Here is a 17,433-nt window from a genome sequence, read left to right on the forward strand (position 1 = left end):
CTGCTTTATCGCTTAAAACATGCGCATCTGGGCATCATCGTCCTCTTTTTCTGGTGCTGTGGACTGCTCCACCTGCTCCTTCGGCTTGGACTTACTTTCCACGATGCGAATCGAGCGGAAATCCTGATGTGCCAACTTATTTCCGATGGCCTTCCAGCCCTTCACATCGATCATCATATCGAAATCATAGGAAAGTTCCGTATCCCCCTGGGCAGGTAGCAGCACAAGCTGCGCCTGAGGATCACAGGTAACCAGTTCTAGCTGTGACTTTTTATGATCGGTGATGAAGTTAAAACGCTTGTTTAAGGAGCTGGTTTCTATGAGAAAACGCTTTACGAAGTAGGCTTTGGACGTTCCGTCCAAATAAACCGCCGCCACGGGAGCCTGGGGATCAAACTTGGTTATCTTCAAGACCTGCTCCGGCTCATAGCGGTTCGTCAGCTCATAGTTGGTCAACTCATAATCTCCATTTTTATAAAAGACCACGATCCTATCCTCTCCGAGGAAATTTCCGATCCACTCCCCTCTTCCATCGGTATTCAAGCGTCCCACCGCCGCATCGTAGCAGATGTCTAAGCCTCCTAGGGTAGAGACGCCCTGCATTTTTAGCGTGATTTTTCGGATCGGATACTTCGTGAGGATATTTCCTCCCGCATTTCGGCCTTTGATATCGATACTGCTAAAATCAAAATCAAAGACCTTGATTTTCGCTTTGGCGCCTGGGTCAGTGCCACCGTAATGATTTCAGCCTCCCCGTTCGGGTTCGCCGTGAAGTAAAGAACCCTACTCCCTTTCGTCCCTTTGGTTAGCGCATAGTGCCGATCCCGCGTCACGGCCAATACCTGGAAGCGCTTTACCATTGCTTTCCCACTTTCACCGTCCAGATAAATCATGTTATACACCATGCGCTCATCCCCCTTCCGGAAAACGGCCACATGAATGATGTCCTTACCCACAAAGGCCTTGTCCTGCATTTTGGTCACCACACATTCTCCGTCTCGACGAAAGACAATAATATCATCCAGGTCGGAGCAGTCGCAAACAAATTCATCTTTTTTCAGCCCTGAGCCGATGAAACCATCTTTTCGGTTCACAAAAAGCTTGGTGTTGTTCGCTGCCACCACCGTGGCTTCGATCGTGTCGAACTGACGAATTTCGGTCTGCCGCTCGCGCCCTTTACCGTATTTCTGCAAGAGGTTTTCATAGTACTGTACCGCATAATCGGTCAGATTCGCCAGATTATGGAGGACTTCGTCTAACTCACCCTGTAGGCGCCGCATCAACTCATCCGCTTTAAAGGTATCAAACTTGGAAATCCTTTTGATCTTAATTTCTGTCAGCCGAATAATGTCCTCCTGCGTGATTTCCCTATAAAAATCAGGCTTGAAAGGAGTTAAGCCCGCATCGATGGTACTTAAAACCGCTTCCCAGGTTTCACACTCTTCGATGTCCCGGTAAATACGATTTTCGATAAAGATTTTTTCTAAAGAAGAGAACAAGAGCTTCTCCCGAAGTTCTCCCTCGCGAATCTGCAGCTCCCGCTTCAGTAACTCCTTCGTTTGAAGGGTGTTGTACTTAAGAATGTCGTTTACCGTTAGGAAAACGGGCTTGTCTTCTATGATCACGCAGGCATTCGGGGAGATACTCACCTCACAGTCCGTGAAGGCATACAGCGCATCGATCGTCATGTCTGGGGACTGGCCGGGGGCCAATTGGATCTGGATCTCTACATCCTTTGCCGTGTTATCGACGACTTTTTTTAATTTTTATCTTCCCCTTGTCATTCGCCTTTAAGATCGAATCGATTAAGGAATTGGTTGTCGTACCAAAAGGAATATCCTTGATAACCAATGTTTTAGAGTCCTCCTCTTCAATCTTTGCTCGCACTTTAATGCGGCCCCGCGAAGCCCTTCATTATACTCCGAAAAATCAGCTAGCCCTCCTGTCGGGAAGTCGGGGAGCACGTTCGTTGGCTTTCCCTGCAAGACATCGATGGAGGCATGGATCAACTCACAGAAATTATGCGGGAGAATCTTCGTGGAAAGTCCCACTGCGATACCTTCCACCCCTTGCGCCAGAAGCAGGGGGAATTTGACCGGTAAGGTCACCGGCTCACGCTTTCGTCCATCATACGAGAGCTGCCATTCCGTCGTCTGCGGATTAAATACAACCTCCAGTGCGAATTTCGACAGGCGCGCCTCGATGTAGCGAGGGGCTGCCGATCCATCACCTGTACGCACATCGCCCCAGTTGCCTGCGTTTCGATCAAAAGGTTTTTCTGCCCTAGATTCACGATCGCATCACCGATGGAGGCATCCCCATGCGGGTGGTACTGCATGGACTGGCCGATGATGTTGGCGACTTTATTAAAGCGCCCATCGTCCATTTCCTTCATGGCATGTAAGATTCGGCGCTGTACAGGCTTCAAGCCATCTTCGATCGCCGGAACGGCACGTTCTAAAATAACATAAGATGCGTAATCGAGAAACCAGTCTTTATACATCCCTGTGACGGGAACGGTCCCCTGCAGATTCGTCTCTTTATTTTCGGATTGCTCTTCTGGTAATTCTTCGTTCATGATACTGTCTAAACCGCTTTTCGCTTGGTAATAGGTGACTTAGGAAGCTTGCGCTTGTTCTTCCTCTTCTTGGGCCTGCTTCGGATCATCGAAGACGATGTCCTTTTCGATTTTCAGGTTATCGATGATAAAGGTCTGCCTGTTGGGCGTGTTTTTCCCCATATAGAACCCCAGAAGATCGGCGATTTTCGTTTCCTTATTTAAAATGATGGGATCCAGGCGGATGTCTTCCCCGATAAACCCACCAAATTCCTCTGGGGAAATTTCCCCAAGGCCTTTAAAGCGGGTAATTTCAGCAGACTTGCCGAGTTTATGGATGGCACGCTGCCGCTCCTCATCGGTATAACAGTAAATGGTCTCTTTTTTATTCCGCACCCGGAAAAGGGGCGTGTCCAAGATGTATAAATGCCCATTTTTTACCAGATCGGGGAAAAACTGCAAGAAATACGTCATAATAAGGAGACGTATGTGCATGCCGTCCACATCGGCATCAGTGGCAATCACGATCTTGCGGTAGCGCAGCCCCTCTATGCCGTCTTCTATGTTTAGGGCATGCTGCAGGAGGTTGAATTCCTCGTTTTCATAGACCACCTTTTTGGTCATCCCATAGCAGTTTAGGGGCTTCCCACGCAGCGAAAAAACCGCCTGCGTCTGCACATTGCGCGATTTCGTGATGGAGCCCGAGGCAGAGTCCCCCTCGGTGATAAACAACATGGTATTGTTTTTCGCCTCCTCGTTTGCCTTCGGATCATCGTAATGAATGCGGCAGTCGCGCAGCTTTTTGTTGTGCAGGTTCGCCTTCTTCGCGCGCTCATTCGCTAATTTTTTGATGCCGGAGATTTCTTTGCGCTCACGCTCTGACTGCAAAATCCGTTTCAAAAGCGCATCGGCCGCATCGGGGTGCTTGTGCAGGTAGTTGTCCAGCGCCGTTTTCACGAAGTCATTCACAAAAGTGCGCAGCGTAGGACCGTCTGGTCCCACAGACTGGGAGCCCAGCTTGGTTTTCGTCTGCGACTCAAAGACTGGCTCCTGCACCCGAACTGCTATGGCTGCCACCACCGACTGTCGGATATCAGCAGCATCGAAATCCTTCTTGTAAAACTCTCGTATCGTCTTCACGATGGCTTCACGGAAGGCCGCCAAGTGCGTTCCGCCCTGCGTGGTATACTGCCCATTTACGAAAGAGTAGTATTCCTCCCCGTACTGATTGCTGTGCGTAAGGGCCAGCTCGATATCATTTCCTTTCAGGTGGATAATCGGGTACCGGAGGGCATCTTCGTCTACTTTGCGCAGCAAAAGATCATACAAACCCCGCTCGGAGAAGTACTTTTTCCCATTAAACTGGATGCTTAGCCCTGCATTTAGGAAGGCGTAATTCCAGATCTGGTTTTCCAGATAATCGGGAATAAAATGATAATTTTTAAATACGGTATCATCCGGCGTAAAGATGACGCGGGTACCGTTACGCTCTTTCGTAGGGGCTACTGGATGGTCTTCGATCAAAATCCCCTTCTCAAAGCTGGCTTTTTTCGTCTCTCCATCACGAAAAGACTGCACAGTAAAATGACTGGAAAGGGCATTCACGGCCTTGGTACCCACCCCATTCAGGCCTACCGACTTCTGGAAGGCTCCAGAATCATACTTGCCGCCGGTATTGATCTTGGAGACGCAGTCGATCACCTTTCCAAGCGGAATTCCACGACCGTAATCGCGTACTTCCACCTGGTGCTCAGAAATTTTGATGTCTATGGTACGTCCATAGCCCATCATGTGCTCATCGATACTATTATCTAAAACTTCTTTTACTAAAACGTATATACCGTCATCCTGAGCACTTCCATCGCCCAGTTTACCGATATACATCCCTGGACGCAGACGTATATGCTCCCGCCAGTCCAGAGACTTAATACTGTCTTCTGTATAGGTACTTTTCTGTTCTGCCATGTAGCTGCTGGAACTATGCTTGTATTGCTTTAAATTTTTGTGCGATCAAATAAAACAGGCCACCGATCCAAAGGGTAATGACCACGGGGATGATGTAAAAGAAACTATCGAACGTGGTGCTCGTGACTTCGTTCAGGTTGTTCAAACTATGCACAAACAAGGTGAGGAGCCCCATGGAAAGGTTTAAAATGCCTACGAAGGTGTACATCCAGGTCAACATCTGATCGCGGAACACATCTCCCCGTGGAAATATGCGACGAATAGAACTGATGCTTCCGTTCTCTATTAACTTCGCGGGGAAGAGCAGGGCCACATTCAGACCTAAAAAGATGAATATGCCCGTATAAAAGAAAGTGTCTTTCGCCAGTTCCTTTAAAGGATACCCCTCTGCCGTTATTTCTATGGCGACACGGTCAGGCATCGACGCATATAAGTAGAGAAAGATGATAATAAAGAGTAAAACTGTTGCGAAGTGAAAGACTTTACCAAATCGAAAATACATAGGACGTAGATTTATGGCTGCTAATATAAAGATTAAAATGCGTATTCCGCAGGAGCGTACGTTGCATTTCCAACACGCAAACGGGTAGAAGCGTTTAGCCTAAGGCATAATTCCCCTCCTAAATAGCGAAAAACCAAGCCGTAATGGCTGAGCAAATCCCTGTCTTCTGCTGTCAAAATTTACCTTTGCTCCTACCCCTCTCTAAACATAATGGCGCTGAAGCCGTTTTTTCTGCGAATTAGGCAGTACTTTTACTGCTCAGGCTTAACCTCACACGCATGATTCGACATTCTTTTCTAACGTCTTCCCTCACCGCACTTGCCTTTTACTTCTCGCCACACTCAGCTCCTGCTCTTCGGCTATTTCGGTCGAAGGCGTGGATTTAGAGGTGTGGAAAGCAGATCGTGATGGCTGTAAAGGGGAGCGCAGCGCCTTCGTTGAAACGATACGCCCGATAAAAAATGACTTTTTGGCCTCCGATAACCAAGCGCTCATCAAGACGTTCGGACGCCCAGACCGTGTGGAACTCGTGGACCGCAGCCAAAACTTCTTTATCTACTACCTGGAGCCCTCTCCTCGCTGTGAAGGCAGCGAAGCTGAAGAAGAACAGGTCCTCAAGTTGATTTTCCGTTTAAACGCCTATAGCCGTGTTTCTGAGGTTATTATCACACGCCTTAACCCGGGAGATTAAGTCGGGAGTTCTAGGGCCACGATCCAGCCTTTCTGGTACGGAAGCGGACAAAAAGGGCGAAAAAAAGCCTGCTTACATCGTTGGAGTAAGCAGGCTTTTTTGGTTTTGGCCTCCGGCCAAAGTCCACGCTATAGCTTCACAGGAGCCGCCCTACTTCAAGAAACACAGTGCAGCAGCCCCTAAGGTGCCGGCATTATTTTCTAAGGTGGCCTTACTCAGGCGCAAATCCGCTACATAGTAAGTCGTCAGGTACTGGCGGATGGTGCGCTCCAGTGCGGGCATCATAAACTCTAGCCCTGCAGAAATGCCTCCACCGAAATACACTGTGTGCACGTCGACGAGACGAATGGTCGAGACGATGGCTTCACCTAATATACGGCCCACCTCCTCGAAAACCATCAGCGAAACTTCATTTCCTTCACGTGCCGTATCCACGAGCAGATGCGTACCTAAGGGTTGGTCGCGCAGAGTCCCCGCCTTATCCGGGTAACCCTTAATCATGCGGTCCTTAATGCGCAGGATGCCATCTCGGCCGATAAGGCGCTCGAGGCCCTCATTACCGCGAGACAGCATGTGTCCCATTTCCATGGCATTGCCATTCGCTCCCTTAAAGACCTGTCCATTCAGTACCAGAGCAGAACCGATGCCAGTCCCCATGGTGATGAAAAGAAAATCCTCCGGCGTTTTTTCCGTGCCAAAATGATATTCTCCGATCGCGGCCGCAGCGGCGTCGTTTTCGAGAAAAAACTGTTTGTCGGCGTAAGCCTCCTGCAGGCGCTCCTGTAGCGGAAAGCCATTCAGCGAGGGAATAGCCGGAATTTCAAGCGGTGTGCTGCGGTCTTTTGTGATCAGGCCCGGAAGCCCAATGCCCACCTTCTGCACCTCAGGGTGCTTGTCCAAGTACTTGCCGACCGCCTCTATAAACCCAGCAGGAAAACCCGCTGCTTGCTCCCGGTACGGTTTGGTATCCTCTTTATAGAAATGGAGAACCTGGCCCTTGGTGCTGACAATGCCGATTTTTAAGTGCGTTCCGCCAACATCTATCGCCAAAAAATTTTCTTCTTGAGTATGCATGCTGTAGATTCAATAGGTTTCAAAGACCTAAAATAGGGAAGAGTTTTTTTAATTTCCTAAATCCTTTTCAATCTCTTGAAAATTTGGTGAACGGCGGGACAAATAAGGGTATTTTTGACCGTCAAATTCAGGATTCCGTGCATTTTTTTCCGATTGGTATGGGGATATTCCCTGCACGCTTTCGGGCGCTCTTCGTACACCAAGCAGTGATTATCCGCACCCAAGAAGGGACATGGACTGTGCTGCAAGACATAATCTCCTTCCTCATCCAGGCGCAGGTAGGCATCGATAAATTCGGCCGGCTTCATGGAAAATACCCGCGCCAGCCGTTCGATATCCGTACGTAAAAAAAGCGGTGAGGTCGTCTTGCAGCAGTTGGCACAGCTGAGACAATCCACCTGCTCGAAAACAGCCTCATGCAGGGTGTGGAAGGTCTCATCCACCACTTTCGGCTTCATTTTTCTGAGCCTCTGGCTGAGCTTTTTGGCCTGCGGCAAAGCACTTCTACTCTTCTGCCCAAACGCTTCTAAGTCCATCTAATTTATTAGTAATAGAAAATATTTCGGATTTTAATTTTGATAAAGAAAAGAAAAGCCTTATATTTCTGTTGTCAAGTAAATCCCGTCGGGTTCAATTCGAATGCGCTTTGCCTTGTATAGTTGTCCGATGGCTTGCTTGAAAGATTTTTTACTCATTCCCAGCACATTTTTGATTGTTTCGGGTGATGATTTATCATGGAGGGGCAAAAATTTCTCTTTTTGCAGGGCCAACAAGATTTTTTCAGCCCCTTTCTCATATTTTTCTCTACCCACCGGGTCCAAGCTGAGGTCTATTTTGCCGTCAGGCCGTACCTTCTTGATGTACACCTCCTCATAACTCCCTAAATACACTTTCCGAAACACTTCGTCGCTGTAGAGCAGACCTTCGTATTTATCGCGTAGCAAGATCTTATAACCTAGCGGACTGCGGGAGAAAAATAGACCCGGTAAGGCCTCTCCTTCCGTAAAAACCCCTTCCGGATTTTCTAAAAAATCCTCATAGCGCGCCGAACCGATTAGGCGCTCCCCCTTATAATCCAGGCAGACACGGATCAGGTAGAGCTTCCCCTCCTCCATCGTCGGCAGCATCTCACTCTTCGGCACAAAAAGATCCTTTAAAAGGCCCCAGTCCATAAAAGCCCCAATTTTGGTTAGGCTCTTAAGCTCCATGACAGCAAATTCATCCAGCATGGCCTTCGGCGTGTCCGTCACCGCCACCGGCCGATCTTCACTATCCGTGTAAATAAACACTTCTATCTCTTGGCCTACCTGCTCCTCCCCTTTGAGATAGCGATTGGGAAGCAACACTTCCTCCCCTGCTTTCGTCATTAGATAGGCACCGTTTGCGCTCAGCCGCGCAATGGGCAAGCGGCTTAATTTTCCTAACTCCTCCATAGGACAAAGTTACACAAATTAATTCATCTGAAAATTGGAAAACCTTTCCGAAGCCAGTAGCTTTACAAGAGAAACAAAACATTTATTGGATTTTATGCTTACTTAGGCGTATCGTCCAAATAAACCCAAATGATATGATAAAAAACATAGCGGTTATCGGTTCGGGCACCATGGGAAATGGCATCGCCCACGTTTTCGCCCAGCATGGGTATGCAGTAGCACTGATCGATTTATCTGAGAAAGCACTAGAAAAAGCTTTAGCTACCATAGGTAAAAACTATGACCGTCAGGTGTCTAAGGGGCTGCTTACAGCAGAGGAAAAAGAGGCGGCTTTAGCGCGTATTCAGACAGGCACAGAAGTGGCTGCTGGAGTAGCTGCTGCAGACCTTATCGTGGAAGCGGCCACCGAAAATATGGACATCAAGCTACAGCTTTTTAGAGAGATCGATGCACATGCTCCCGCTCATGCGATCTTAGCCACCAACACCTCTTCCATCTCTATTACGAAAATTGCCGCGGTCACAAGACGCCCAGATAAGGTTATCGGCATGCACTTTATGAACCCAGTGCCGGTCATGAAGTTAGTAGAAGTGATTAAAGGCTATGCGACCTCAGAAGAAGTCTGTGCGCAAATTATGGAGCTTAGCCAGTCGCTGCAGAAAATTCCCGTGGAAGTAAACGACTACCCTGGATTCGTGGCCAATCGTATTTTGATGCCGATGATTAATGAAGCCATCTACAGCTTGTACGAGGGCGTGGCTGGTGTGCATGAAATCGATACCGTCATGAAGTTGGGCATGGCGCACCCGATGGGCCCCCTTCAGCTTGCGGACTTTATCGGATTAGACGTATGTCTATCCATTCTACGCGTGCTCCACGAGGGATTTGGCAATCCAAAATATGCCCCTTGCCCACTTTTAGTGAACATGGTAGAAGCTGGATTTAAGGGAGTTAAGACAGGAGAAGGTTTCTATGTGCACACCCCAGGTAGCAAGGAGCTAGTAGTTTCCCCGAGATTTAAGTAATTTTACCGACAGGCAAGAAAAATCGGGCGGATGGTGCTTCATCCGCCTTTTTTTGCGCCAGCAAAACCGTACATTTCCTATGAAAAAGGGCATGCATATCGCCGTCTCCGGTAATATCGGTAGCGGAAAAACCACACTGACAGAAAAATTAGCCAAGCATTATGGCTGGACAGCTACCTTCGAGGCGGTAGATGATAATCCCTATCTCTCTGATTTTTATGAGGATATGAAACGCTGGTCCTTTCACCTGCAAGTGTATTTCTTGAATTCTCGTTTCAATCAGATCCGCCAGATACGGGAGAGTCAAGAGACGGTCATTCAGGACCGCACCATCTACGAAGATGCCTATATTTTCGCTGCTAACCTGTACCGATCGCAGTTGATTTCGGAGCGCGATTACCAAAACTACCTGAGCCTTTTCCATTCTATGGTGGCTTTCGTGCAGCCTCCAGACTTGCTCATCTACCTGAAGGCAGACATTCCCAAGCTGGTGGGGCAGATCGAAAAACGGGGACGCAGCTATGAAAATGCGATACGGATCGACTACCTGAAAAATTTAAATACCCACTACGAGGACTGGATCGCGCAGTACAAGGAGGGTAAACTCCTGGTAATCGATGTAAATCAGATGGATTATGTCGCGAATCCAGAGGATTTCTCCGCAGTAGTGAACCGCATCGACCGAGAGCTGTACGGGCTGTTTGCCTAAGGCGCTGTATGGTTTTCGCGTAGGCCTTTGCGGCCAAAATAGACGAAATCCCCTCTAGCCTATTTTGCGCTAGAGGGGGTTTCGTCTGTTTAGAGGGGCTTAGCCGACCTTGCGCAAGCACCAGCGGCCGATGCTTTCGCGAACCTCAGGGCTAGGCTGGAGCAGCAAAGCATCTATTTTTTGTAGCTGTCCCTGCAGGAGCAGATTTTCGTAACAGGCGATGCGATGGAGGCGCAGACCGTGCAGCTTACAGAGGATATCGTACTGCGCATCGTTATAGGCGGTCAACTTCCAGCCGGGCGCCCTCCCCCTTGCAGTTCAGGTGGCGTGCCTGCGGCTCCGAAAAGCCTTTGGGCCAGCGGTGGCCCCAGCCATACCCGTTCGCGCACACCTCCCTTCAGGCCGCTTTCTCGTAGGTGCGGCAGAGGCGCTTATGCGCGGCGATCCACTCGAAGGTCATCTCCTCATAAACCCTTGAGCGTAAGGTCTCTAGTCGGTAGCGATTAAAATGGACTTCATCATCGTAGAGAAAGACATTTCTACCGATTTTCAGATCAAACTTTAGCTTTTTTAAGAGAGGAGCGCGGCCTTTGCCCCCCAGGGCGCGGAACACTTCTTCCAGCCAGTCCTGCCCTTTTCCTGTTAAGAAATGCTCCTGGACGGCCACCTCGCTATTGTCCTCCAGTTCTGGAGAAAGCGCATGGACAGCCTCACGGAGCACTTGAATTTTTACATCTCGCACGACACGAAGGGTTTCAGTGTGAAAAAGGACAAAACTACGCTTCGCGCAGGATTTCCCAGGTATGATCGGCTAATAATTTTACCTCCGCCACGAAAATCTGATCGTTTTGCCGCTTGCGGCCCCATTCTTCAGGAGCGATCATGCTGAGAAAGTCGCCTCCTTCGTTTTTTTGATATAAAAAATAACGGTGATTAATCAGGGGCTCGAAGGCGATGGAGGCCTGATAGATGCGTTCGGAAACCTCTACCCGCTTTTGGATGGCCTTCGCCTGATCTGCCAGCAGCTGCATTTGTTCGTAAAGCTGCGCCATCTGCATTTCGGTTTGCGACTGCATGGCGGCGATGGCGCGACCGGTAATTTTACCCACATCTTCGGGCTTCACCAGTGCCCCACCGGAAGTGTGCGCATACGGAAGTAACCCCGGGTTCTCCGTGGTCATTTCCTTCATTTTTTCTAAATCTATTTTATCGACGTCTATTTTTTTTCCTCTATCCATGGTTTATTCTGAAGGGGCGATTCTCTCCTTTAAATTTCCTTTAGAGCCGGGAAAGGTCGTCCGAGAGGAAATATCATAGCTCACATATAAGATGATGGCCATAAAAAGAAAGAAGAGAAGCAGAAAGATAATCTTGTTTCGTTTCATAAGGGTAACAGCTTTAGGTTCCTTTCGGTTTTGCTGGCGCAAAATATAATGACAAAGATATTCAACCGAATCAAAGGAAAAAAGTTCGGTTTTTTCCCGCTGCCAGCTCCTTAGCGCTTCTCCATACTGAAACGACTCAGCCGTGGCAGCCGTGCCACCCGAAAGGCGGCCACACAGCCTACCGCAGCACCTGCCAAGTGGGATTCCCAACTGATTTTCCGATCGGTAGGAATGACACCGTAGAGTGTGCTGCCATATAGAAAAAGGGTTAAGGCAGAGATAATCAAGGCCTTTATCGATATGCGGAAAAAGCCCAAACAAATCAGAAAGCTGGCCAAGCCGTACACGATCCCCGAAGCCCCAATATGAAAATACGGCGACCTATCACCCAAACGATAAGATTCGTAATCAAATACACGGACCAAAACACCTTATCCGCTACCCTGTCGTAAAAAAAATAAAGCGTTGTAGTCAAAATTAAAAAGGGGGCTAGGTTGGCCAGCAAATGATAGATGTTGCCATGGATAAATGGCGCCAGAAAAATCCCGGGCAGATGGATAAGCTTCTGCGGATAGATGCCTAAAAAGCCTAAGTCCACATTAAACGACACTTGCACCAGAAAAATCAAAAAAAACAGGAAACTCAGCCGTACCGGCACCACCATGGCCCGAGTTAGGCGCGACCAATAATGCTTTTCCATACCTTAGCTCTTTTTTAACCAAACGCGCTGTGCGGCAAAGGTTTTCAGCCTCCTTTCCTGCTTTTCGTAGGTGCATTCATCAGAAATCATAGCCACTTTCCGAGGAAAGGGCGTATTTTAGCCTTTTGTAAGATGCTAACCCAAATTAAAAGAAACGCAATATGAGGAAACGGATATGGCTATGCGGCGCCCTCCTGCTGACCGCACTGACGGGGCAGGCTCAGGACGCGCTGACGGTAGAAAAAATCATGCAGGATCCTGCTTGGATGGGAACTTTTCCCAGCAGTGTGAACTGGACCCCAGACGGAAAAAAGCTCTATTTCGGTTATAATCCTGAGGGCAATGCCGCGGACTCCCTGTACGTACTGGATCCCTTTGGCGCGAGCCAACCGGAAAAAATGTCCCTCCAGGAGCAGCGGATGTTGATTCCCCGAAATGCCGTTTTTAATCCGAAAAAGACCCAACAGGCTTTTGTACGCAGTGGTGATCTGTACCTGCATGAGCTTAAATCCGGGCAGCAGCGCCTTCTGCTCAGTCTGCCAGGTTCGGTAGGCGGCCTCACGTTTTCCCCCGATGGAAAGGAAATTCTTTTTATCTACAGCAATAATGCCTACCGCTACACATTGGCTTCGGGGGCCCTGGAGCGGATCAGCTACATCCAGTCCGGTAGTAAGCCGAAAGAAGAAAGCGCACCCGCTCACAAGCATGACCGATGGGTGCAGGAAGAGAATTTAGAACTTCTTCAGGTGGTGCGCGAGCGCAAAGCCAATAGCGAAGCCAGTGCGGCTTACCGAAAGGCAACCAGCGCCACGCCGGAAGGCCATTACTTGAATGGAAAAGCCGCCAGCGCCATGCAGGTATCTCCAAATGGCCGTTACATCACCTTTTCTACCTTTGAACGAGCGGAAAACAAAGGGACGATCGTCCCAGACTATGCCCATAGCAGCGGCTACACGACCAACCTGCAGACCCGCACGAAGGTGGGGGACAAGCCGGCCACTGTGAGCTTTTCATTTACGATACCGAAAAGCATGAAGCGAAAAAAGTAGACCTTAGCGGGCTCCCAGGCATTCAGGATAAGCCGGATTTTTTAGCCGACTACCCGGATAAGGACTGGCCTGAGCAGGATCGTGTGGTGTTCCCAAGTGCAGCCGTTTTCTCTCCTGATGGGACGCAGGCAGTGGTTTCCATCCGCGCTTATGACAATAAAGACCGCTGGATCGTGCGCTTGGACTGGGAAACGGCTGGTGTGCAGGTGATCAGCAGACAGCGGGACGAAGCTTGGGTAGCAGGGCCGGGTATCGGGTTTGCCATGGGAACAGGCACGCTCGGCTGGCTGCCCGATAGCCGGCATGTGTATTTCCAATCTGAAGAAACGGGCTATTCTCACTTGTACCTGTACGATATCCAGTCGGGTCAGCAGCAAGCGCTTACAGCCGGAAATTTCGAGGTTTTCGATCCACAGCTTTCGCGTGACGAGAAGTTTTGGTTTTTTACCAGCTCGGAAGAGGATCCAGGCCTGCGTCATTTCTACAAAATGCCCCTTATGGGGGGCAAGGCAGAGCGCCTGACCAGCTTGAAGGGAAATAATGAGGTGAGCCTTTCTCCAGATGAAAAACATCTTGCCATCCGCTATTCCTACTCGAATGTCCCTTGGGAACTTTACATCCAAGAAGCCAAAGCAGGAAGTAAAGCGAAAAAATTGACCTCTGGTCAAAGCGAAGAATTTCAGGCCTATTCTTGGTATGATCCAGAGATTATCCGCTTTCCGGCGCAAGATGGAGCGCAGGTACCAGCCCGCATTTACCGCCCCGATCCCGAGAAAAAAATGGCGCAGCTGTCATTTTTGTGCACGGCGCCGGGTACCTCCAAAATGTGCATTACTGGTGGTCCACCTATTTTCGGGAGTTTATGTTTCACAACTTGCTTCGTGAGCAGGGCTATACGGTCTTGGATATCGACTACCGTGCTTCGGCAGGCTATGGCCGGGATTGGCGCACGGGCATTTATCGCCACATGGGAGGCAAAGACCTCTCCGATCAGGTGGATGGCGCCAGGTATCTCATGGAGGTAGAAGGGGTGCAGCCGGGCAAGATCGGTATTTATGGCGGCAGCTACGGTGGATTTATCACGCTGATGGCCCTGTTTACGGCGGCTGACACCTTTACCGCTGGTGCGGCATTACGTTCCGTAACGGACTGGGCTCATTATAACCACGGCTACACCGCTAATATTTTAAACGAGCCAGCTGATGACCCCATCGCTTATCGTCGCTCCTCTCCCATTTACTTTGCCGAGGCTACAGGGGCACCTACTCATCGCCCATGGTATGCTGGATGTTAATGTGCATTTTCAGGATGTCGTACGGCTGGCGCAGCGTTTAATCGAGCTGGAAAAAGACAACTGGGAGATGGCTGTGTATCCCATTGAGGATCATGGATTTGTGGAGCCCTCCTCTTGGACGGATGAATACAAAAGAATTTTGAAGCTGTTTAATTCTACTTTGCTGAACGAATGAGAAGAACTGTTAAGCCTCTGCCTTTTTTGGCACTTTCCTTTTTGCTGCTGCTGACAGCCGTTACAAGTTGCTACGAGCAGGAGACTGGACCTAAATTCCGAGGTGAAGTCGCAGAAAATGCCATGGTCGTTGCCGCACGTGATGAGGCGGCACGCATTGGGCTATCCGTTTTGCAGGCCGGTGGCAATGCTTTTGATGCCATGATCGCCACAGAGCTGGCATTGGCTGTGGCCTACCCTTTCGCGGGGAATCTGGGTGGCGGTGGCTTTATGGTGTACCGGACAGCGGAGGGGGAAATAGGAAGCTTGGATTACCGGGAGAAAGCGCCTTTGAAAGCCTCACGGGACATGTATCTCGACGATGATGGCGAGGTGATCCCCGGTTTAAGCACTCAGGGCGCTGGCGATCGCAGTGCCGGGCACGGTCGCGGGCGTATATGCTGTGCATGAGCGATTTGGTAGCCTACCTATGGAGCAGCTGCTCGAGCCTGTCATTCAGCTGGCACTTGCGGGGGTACGAGTGACAGAAAAGCAGGAGGCGCGCCTAGCGGCCAATCGGCAGGCCTTTATCGACGTGAATGGCCCGGAAACGTTTTTTGCCACCCCTTTTAAGGCGGGTGAGATGATACGCTATCCCGTCCTCGCTGCTACCCTGCAAACCTTACAGCAGGAGGGTCGAGATGCCTTCTACAAGGGCAGTATCGGAGAGCGTTTAGTAGCCGATGTACAGCAGCGCGGAGGGATATTAAGCATGGAGGACCTGGAAAAGTACAGTGCCGTTTGGCGGGAGCCGGTTACCTTTACCTATGGCCCCTACCGCATGATCACGATGGGACCCCCTAGCTCGGGAGGAGTGACGCTCGGGCAGCTGTTTGGGATGCTTTCGCATCAAAGGCTCCGTGGTCTTTCGCATAACCGACCGGATTACATGCAGCTTTTGGTAGAGCTTATGCGCCGCGCCTATGCTGATCGTGCCACCTACTTGGGTGATCCAGATTTTACGGAGATTCCGGTGGATGCCCTCTTAGATGCTGGCTACCTAAAAGAGCGTGCAAAAGATATTCGACCGGGGACCGCTACTTCTTCTGCTGATGTTTCAGCCGGTGAGGTATATATGTACGAAAAGGAAGAAACAACGCACTACTCCATAGTCGACGCTTTTGGCAATGCGGTTTCGGCTACGACGACCTTAAATGGAGCGTATGGGTCTAAGGTGTTTGTGGAGTCCTTAGGCTTTTTTCTCAATAATGAAATGGATGATTTCAGTTCCAAGCCAGGAGTTCCGAATATGTTTGGGCTCATCGGTTCGGAGGCAAATGAGATCGCTCCCGAAAAACGTATGCTCAGTTCCATGACCCCCACCATCGTAGAAAAAGAAGGGGAACTCTTTATGGTGGTCGGCACGCCGGGTGGCTCTACGATCATTACGGCCGTATTTCAGACTATTTTGAACGTCATTCAGTTCGATATGAGTATGCAGGAAGCTGTAAATGCGCCTCGTTTCCATCATCAGTGGTTGCCGGATTTAATCAACTTAGAGCCGAATGGATTCGACTCTGTTTTGGTGAAGGCTTGCAAGAGCGCGGGTATTTGGTTAATGAAGGGTACAATCCCATCATTGGAAAGGTGGATGCCATCTTACGCTTACCGGATGGGCGCCTCGAGGGAGGGGCAGATCCACGCGGTGATGATCGCGCACGTGGCTATTAAAGGCTGTCAGCGCAGGACCTGATTTAGCTAGAGGAATTCGTGTCTCCTTGCCCCATGGCTGGGGAAGGCGGATTTTTTGCGCCCATCAAAACGAAAGAAATAGAAAGCAAACGAAAGTGTAAAAGAAAGCAAAAGAAACAAAACGAAAGCTAAAATTCGGAAAAAGAAAGAAAAAGAAAGTAAAATAGAAAGAAAACGAAAGTAGCTAAAAATGCCTAGACGGAAGGAGTACCAGCTGTCTAGGCATCTTTTTTTACTGCTAAGGGCCAATCCCGATAGGCAGCTTTGTGTACCTCAGGAAAAATGCGTCCTTAGGAACTCGGTAATGCCAGTAACCATTCCAAGGCATCTGCCAGCATCGCCTCATTCAAGGTCTCTTCGATGCTAGCATATTCATTCACGCCGCCTGTCTCTGCACGCTGCATGAGATGATTCAGTTCAGGATAAAATTTTACGGTGATATTTTTCTTGTCTGCAAAGTTTTTTTTCGAGCGCACGTACCTGTTGCATGCCCACCACCTGCACATCTTTGCCGCCTAGCAAAATCAGCGTGGGAACCTCTAGCTGAGCGAGGAAGGGCTGTGGATCGAAGCGCAACAGGGAGCGCAGGTAGGGGTTTAAGGCACTTTGGTACGCCTCCGTTAGGGCTTTCGCCTGGGCCTGACGCTGTGCTTCGGGAAGGGGCAGGCTGCCAGCGATCTCCTCCATCAACGCTTTAATGTCGCCAGCCACCTCATCACTGGTTCGCTCTGAAATCATCAACGCATAAACGGCCTCGTTTCGCTTTACGGCCTCTTCTACTTGGTCGAAGCTAAGGCCAGCGGTGCGCGATACTTCGGCGGTCTGCCGAATCATCATCTCCACGCCTGGCACCACAGCGCCTGCCATGGAAACTTGGAAATCCACTAAACCCGGTTCTGCGGCTAGCGCATGGCTGATAGTTCCACCCTCACTATGTCCCCAAATACCGATCTGAGGAAAAGAGTCTCCCATCTGCTGTCGAAAAGCTCGTATCAGGGAGCGGGCATCGTCCATAAAATCGGATAAAACGGCGTTTTGAAAATTTCCATCCGACTCCCCTACGCCGACGCTTGCMAAACGAAAAACGGCGAAACCTGCTTCGGTCAGGCGGTTGTGCCAAACATGGAATGGGGCATGCCCAAAG

General features: G+C 49.7%; 18 protein-coding genes and 3 pseudogenes. 8 read left to right on the forward strand and 13 right to left on the reverse strand.

What is annotated here, in order from left to right:
* Window positions 1-12: 12 nt before the first annotated feature.
* The 3 genes and pseudogenes from A3SI_RS05170 to A3SI_RS05180 form a co-directional block, all read right to left on the reverse strand.
* Window positions 13-2,578, reverse strand: a pseudogene (locus A3SI_RS05170) (DNA gyrase/topoisomerase IV subunit A).
* Window positions 2,579-2,617: 39 nt separating this feature from the next.
* On the reverse strand, window positions 2,618-4,522 hold the full coding sequence (locus A3SI_RS05175) for a DNA topoisomerase IV subunit B (RefSeq protein ID WP_009054101.1): 1,905 nt from the start codon (window positions 4,520-4,522) through the stop codon (window positions 2,618-2,620).
* Window positions 4,523-4,535: 13 nt separating this feature from the next.
* A complete protein-coding gene (locus tag A3SI_RS05180) occupies window positions 4,536-5,024 on the reverse strand; it encodes a hypothetical protein (RefSeq protein ID WP_009054102.1) in 489 nt (162 codons plus the stop codon).
* Between the two features lie 376 nt (window positions 5,025-5,400).
* Between A3SI_RS05180 and A3SI_RS05185 the strand changes: the two genes are divergently transcribed.
* Window positions 5,401-5,715 (forward strand): hypothetical protein, encoded by a 315-nt coding sequence (locus tag A3SI_RS05185; RefSeq protein ID WP_009054103.1) that lies wholly within the window; start codon window positions 5,401-5,403, stop codon window positions 5,713-5,715.
* Window positions 5,716-5,865: 150 nt separating this feature from the next.
* On the opposite strand, the gene A3SI_RS05190 is transcribed toward A3SI_RS05185, so the two are convergent.
* The 3 genes from A3SI_RS05190 to A3SI_RS05200 are packed head-to-tail and all read right to left on the reverse strand — an operon-like array spanning window position 5,866 to window position 8,222.
* Window positions 5,866-6,789: an ROK family protein gene (locus A3SI_RS05190; RefSeq protein ID WP_009054104.1), complete on the reverse strand. Its 924-nt coding sequence runs from the start codon at window positions 6,787-6,789 to the stop codon at window positions 5,866-5,868.
* A gap of 56 nt (window positions 6,790-6,845) precedes the next feature.
* Window positions 6,846-7,325 carry a YkgJ family cysteine cluster protein gene (locus A3SI_RS05195; RefSeq protein WP_009054105.1) on the reverse strand — a complete coding sequence of 160 codons (480 nt, stop codon included), beginning with the start codon at window positions 7,323-7,325 and terminating at the stop codon, window positions 6,846-6,848.
* Between the two features lie 60 nt (window positions 7,326-7,385).
* Complete coding sequence (locus A3SI_RS05200; protein ID WP_009054107.1) at window positions 7,386-8,222, reverse strand: CvfB family protein; 837 nt, start codon at window positions 8,220-8,222, stop codon at window positions 7,386-7,388.
* 137 nt (window positions 8,223-8,359) lie between these two features.
* Here A3SI_RS05200 and A3SI_RS05205 point away from each other — a divergent pair, with 137 nt between their 5' ends.
* Window positions 8,360-9,247: a 3-hydroxyacyl-CoA dehydrogenase family protein gene (locus tag A3SI_RS05205; protein WP_040670233.1), complete on the forward strand. Its 888-nt coding sequence runs from the start codon at window positions 8,360-8,362 to the stop codon at window positions 9,245-9,247.
* Window positions 9,248-9,338: 91 nt separating this feature from the next.
* On the forward strand, window positions 9,339-9,956 hold the full coding sequence (locus A3SI_RS05210) for a deoxynucleoside kinase (protein ID WP_009054111.1): 618 nt from the start codon (window positions 9,339-9,341) through the stop codon (window positions 9,954-9,956).
* 99 nt (window positions 9,957-10,055) lie between these two features.
* On the opposite strand, the gene A3SI_RS18805 is transcribed toward A3SI_RS05210, so the two are convergent.
* The 6 genes from A3SI_RS18805 to A3SI_RS20260 form a co-directional block, all read right to left on the reverse strand.
* On the reverse strand, window positions 10,056-10,244 hold the full coding sequence (locus A3SI_RS18805; protein WP_009054114.1) for a DUF7255 family protein: 189 nt from the start codon (window positions 10,242-10,244) through the stop codon (window positions 10,056-10,058).
* 109 nt (window positions 10,245-10,353) lie between these two features.
* Complete coding sequence (locus A3SI_RS18810; RefSeq protein ID WP_009054115.1) at window positions 10,354-10,698, reverse strand: DUF7255 family protein; 345 nt, start codon at window positions 10,696-10,698, stop codon at window positions 10,354-10,356.
* Between the two features lie 34 nt (window positions 10,699-10,732).
* Window positions 10,733-11,194 carry a DUF2452 domain-containing protein gene (locus A3SI_RS05220; RefSeq protein ID WP_009054116.1) on the reverse strand — a complete coding sequence of 154 codons (462 nt, stop codon included), beginning with the start codon at window positions 11,192-11,194 and terminating at the stop codon, window positions 10,733-10,735.
* Between the two features lie 3 nt (window positions 11,195-11,197).
* Window positions 11,198-11,341 carry a hypothetical protein gene (locus A3SI_RS19495; protein ID WP_009054117.1) on the reverse strand — a complete coding sequence of 48 codons (144 nt, stop codon included), beginning with the start codon at window positions 11,339-11,341 and terminating at the stop codon, window positions 11,198-11,200.
* Between the two features lie 110 nt (window positions 11,342-11,451).
* A complete protein-coding gene (locus A3SI_RS20255; protein WP_238531608.1) occupies window positions 11,452-11,688 on the reverse strand; it encodes a rhomboid family intramembrane serine protease in 237 nt (78 codons plus the stop codon).
* Complete coding sequence (locus A3SI_RS20260; RefSeq protein ID WP_009054119.1) at window positions 11,664-12,041, reverse strand: hypothetical protein; 378 nt, start codon at window positions 12,039-12,041, stop codon at window positions 11,664-11,666. Before A3SI_RS20260 ends, A3SI_RS20255 begins: the two co-directional genes overlap by 25 nt.
* A gap of 161 nt (window positions 12,042-12,202) precedes the next feature.
* Here A3SI_RS20260 and A3SI_RS22210 point away from each other — a divergent pair, with 161 nt between their 5' ends.
* The 5 genes and pseudogenes from A3SI_RS22210 (at window position 12,203) to ggt (ending at window position 16,290) form a co-directional block, all read left to right on the forward strand.
* On the forward strand, window positions 12,203-13,090 hold the full coding sequence (locus tag A3SI_RS22210; protein ID WP_316929078.1) for a TolB family protein: 888 nt from the start codon (window positions 12,203-12,205) through the stop codon (window positions 13,088-13,090).
* A 131-nt stretch (window positions 13,091-13,221) separates the two neighbouring features.
* Window positions 13,222-13,638 (forward strand): annotated as a pseudogene (locus A3SI_RS23155) (DPP IV N-terminal domain-containing protein); the annotation flags it as partial.
* A 314-nt stretch (window positions 13,639-13,952) separates the two neighbouring features.
* Window positions 13,953-14,559 (forward strand): annotated as a pseudogene (locus A3SI_RS22220) (alpha/beta hydrolase family protein).
* A 26-nt stretch (window positions 14,560-14,585) separates the two neighbouring features.
* Window positions 14,586-15,008 (forward strand): gamma-glutamyltransferase, encoded by a 423-nt coding sequence (locus tag A3SI_RS22225; protein ID WP_316929080.1) that lies wholly within the window; start codon window positions 14,586-14,588, stop codon window positions 15,006-15,008.
* Window positions 15,001-16,290, forward strand: a complete 1,290-nt coding sequence (ggt, locus tag A3SI_RS05240) for a gamma-glutamyltransferase (protein ID WP_316929081.1) — start codon at window positions 15,001-15,003, stop codon at window positions 16,288-16,290. The genes A3SI_RS22225 and ggt overlap by 8 nt, the downstream gene beginning before the upstream one ends.
* 416 nt (window positions 16,291-16,706) lie before the next feature.
* Here the strand turns inward: ggt and A3SI_RS05250 are convergent.
* Window positions 16,707-17,433 (reverse strand): alpha/beta hydrolase family protein (locus A3SI_RS05250; protein WP_009054126.1); only part of this gene is annotated, 727 nt, incomplete at its 5' end.

Origin of the sequence: Nitritalea halalkaliphila LW7 (assembly GCF_000265075.1) — a bacterium.
Lineage (GTDB): Bacteria > Bacteroidota > Bacteroidia > Cytophagales > Cyclobacteriaceae > Nitritalea > Nitritalea halalkaliphila.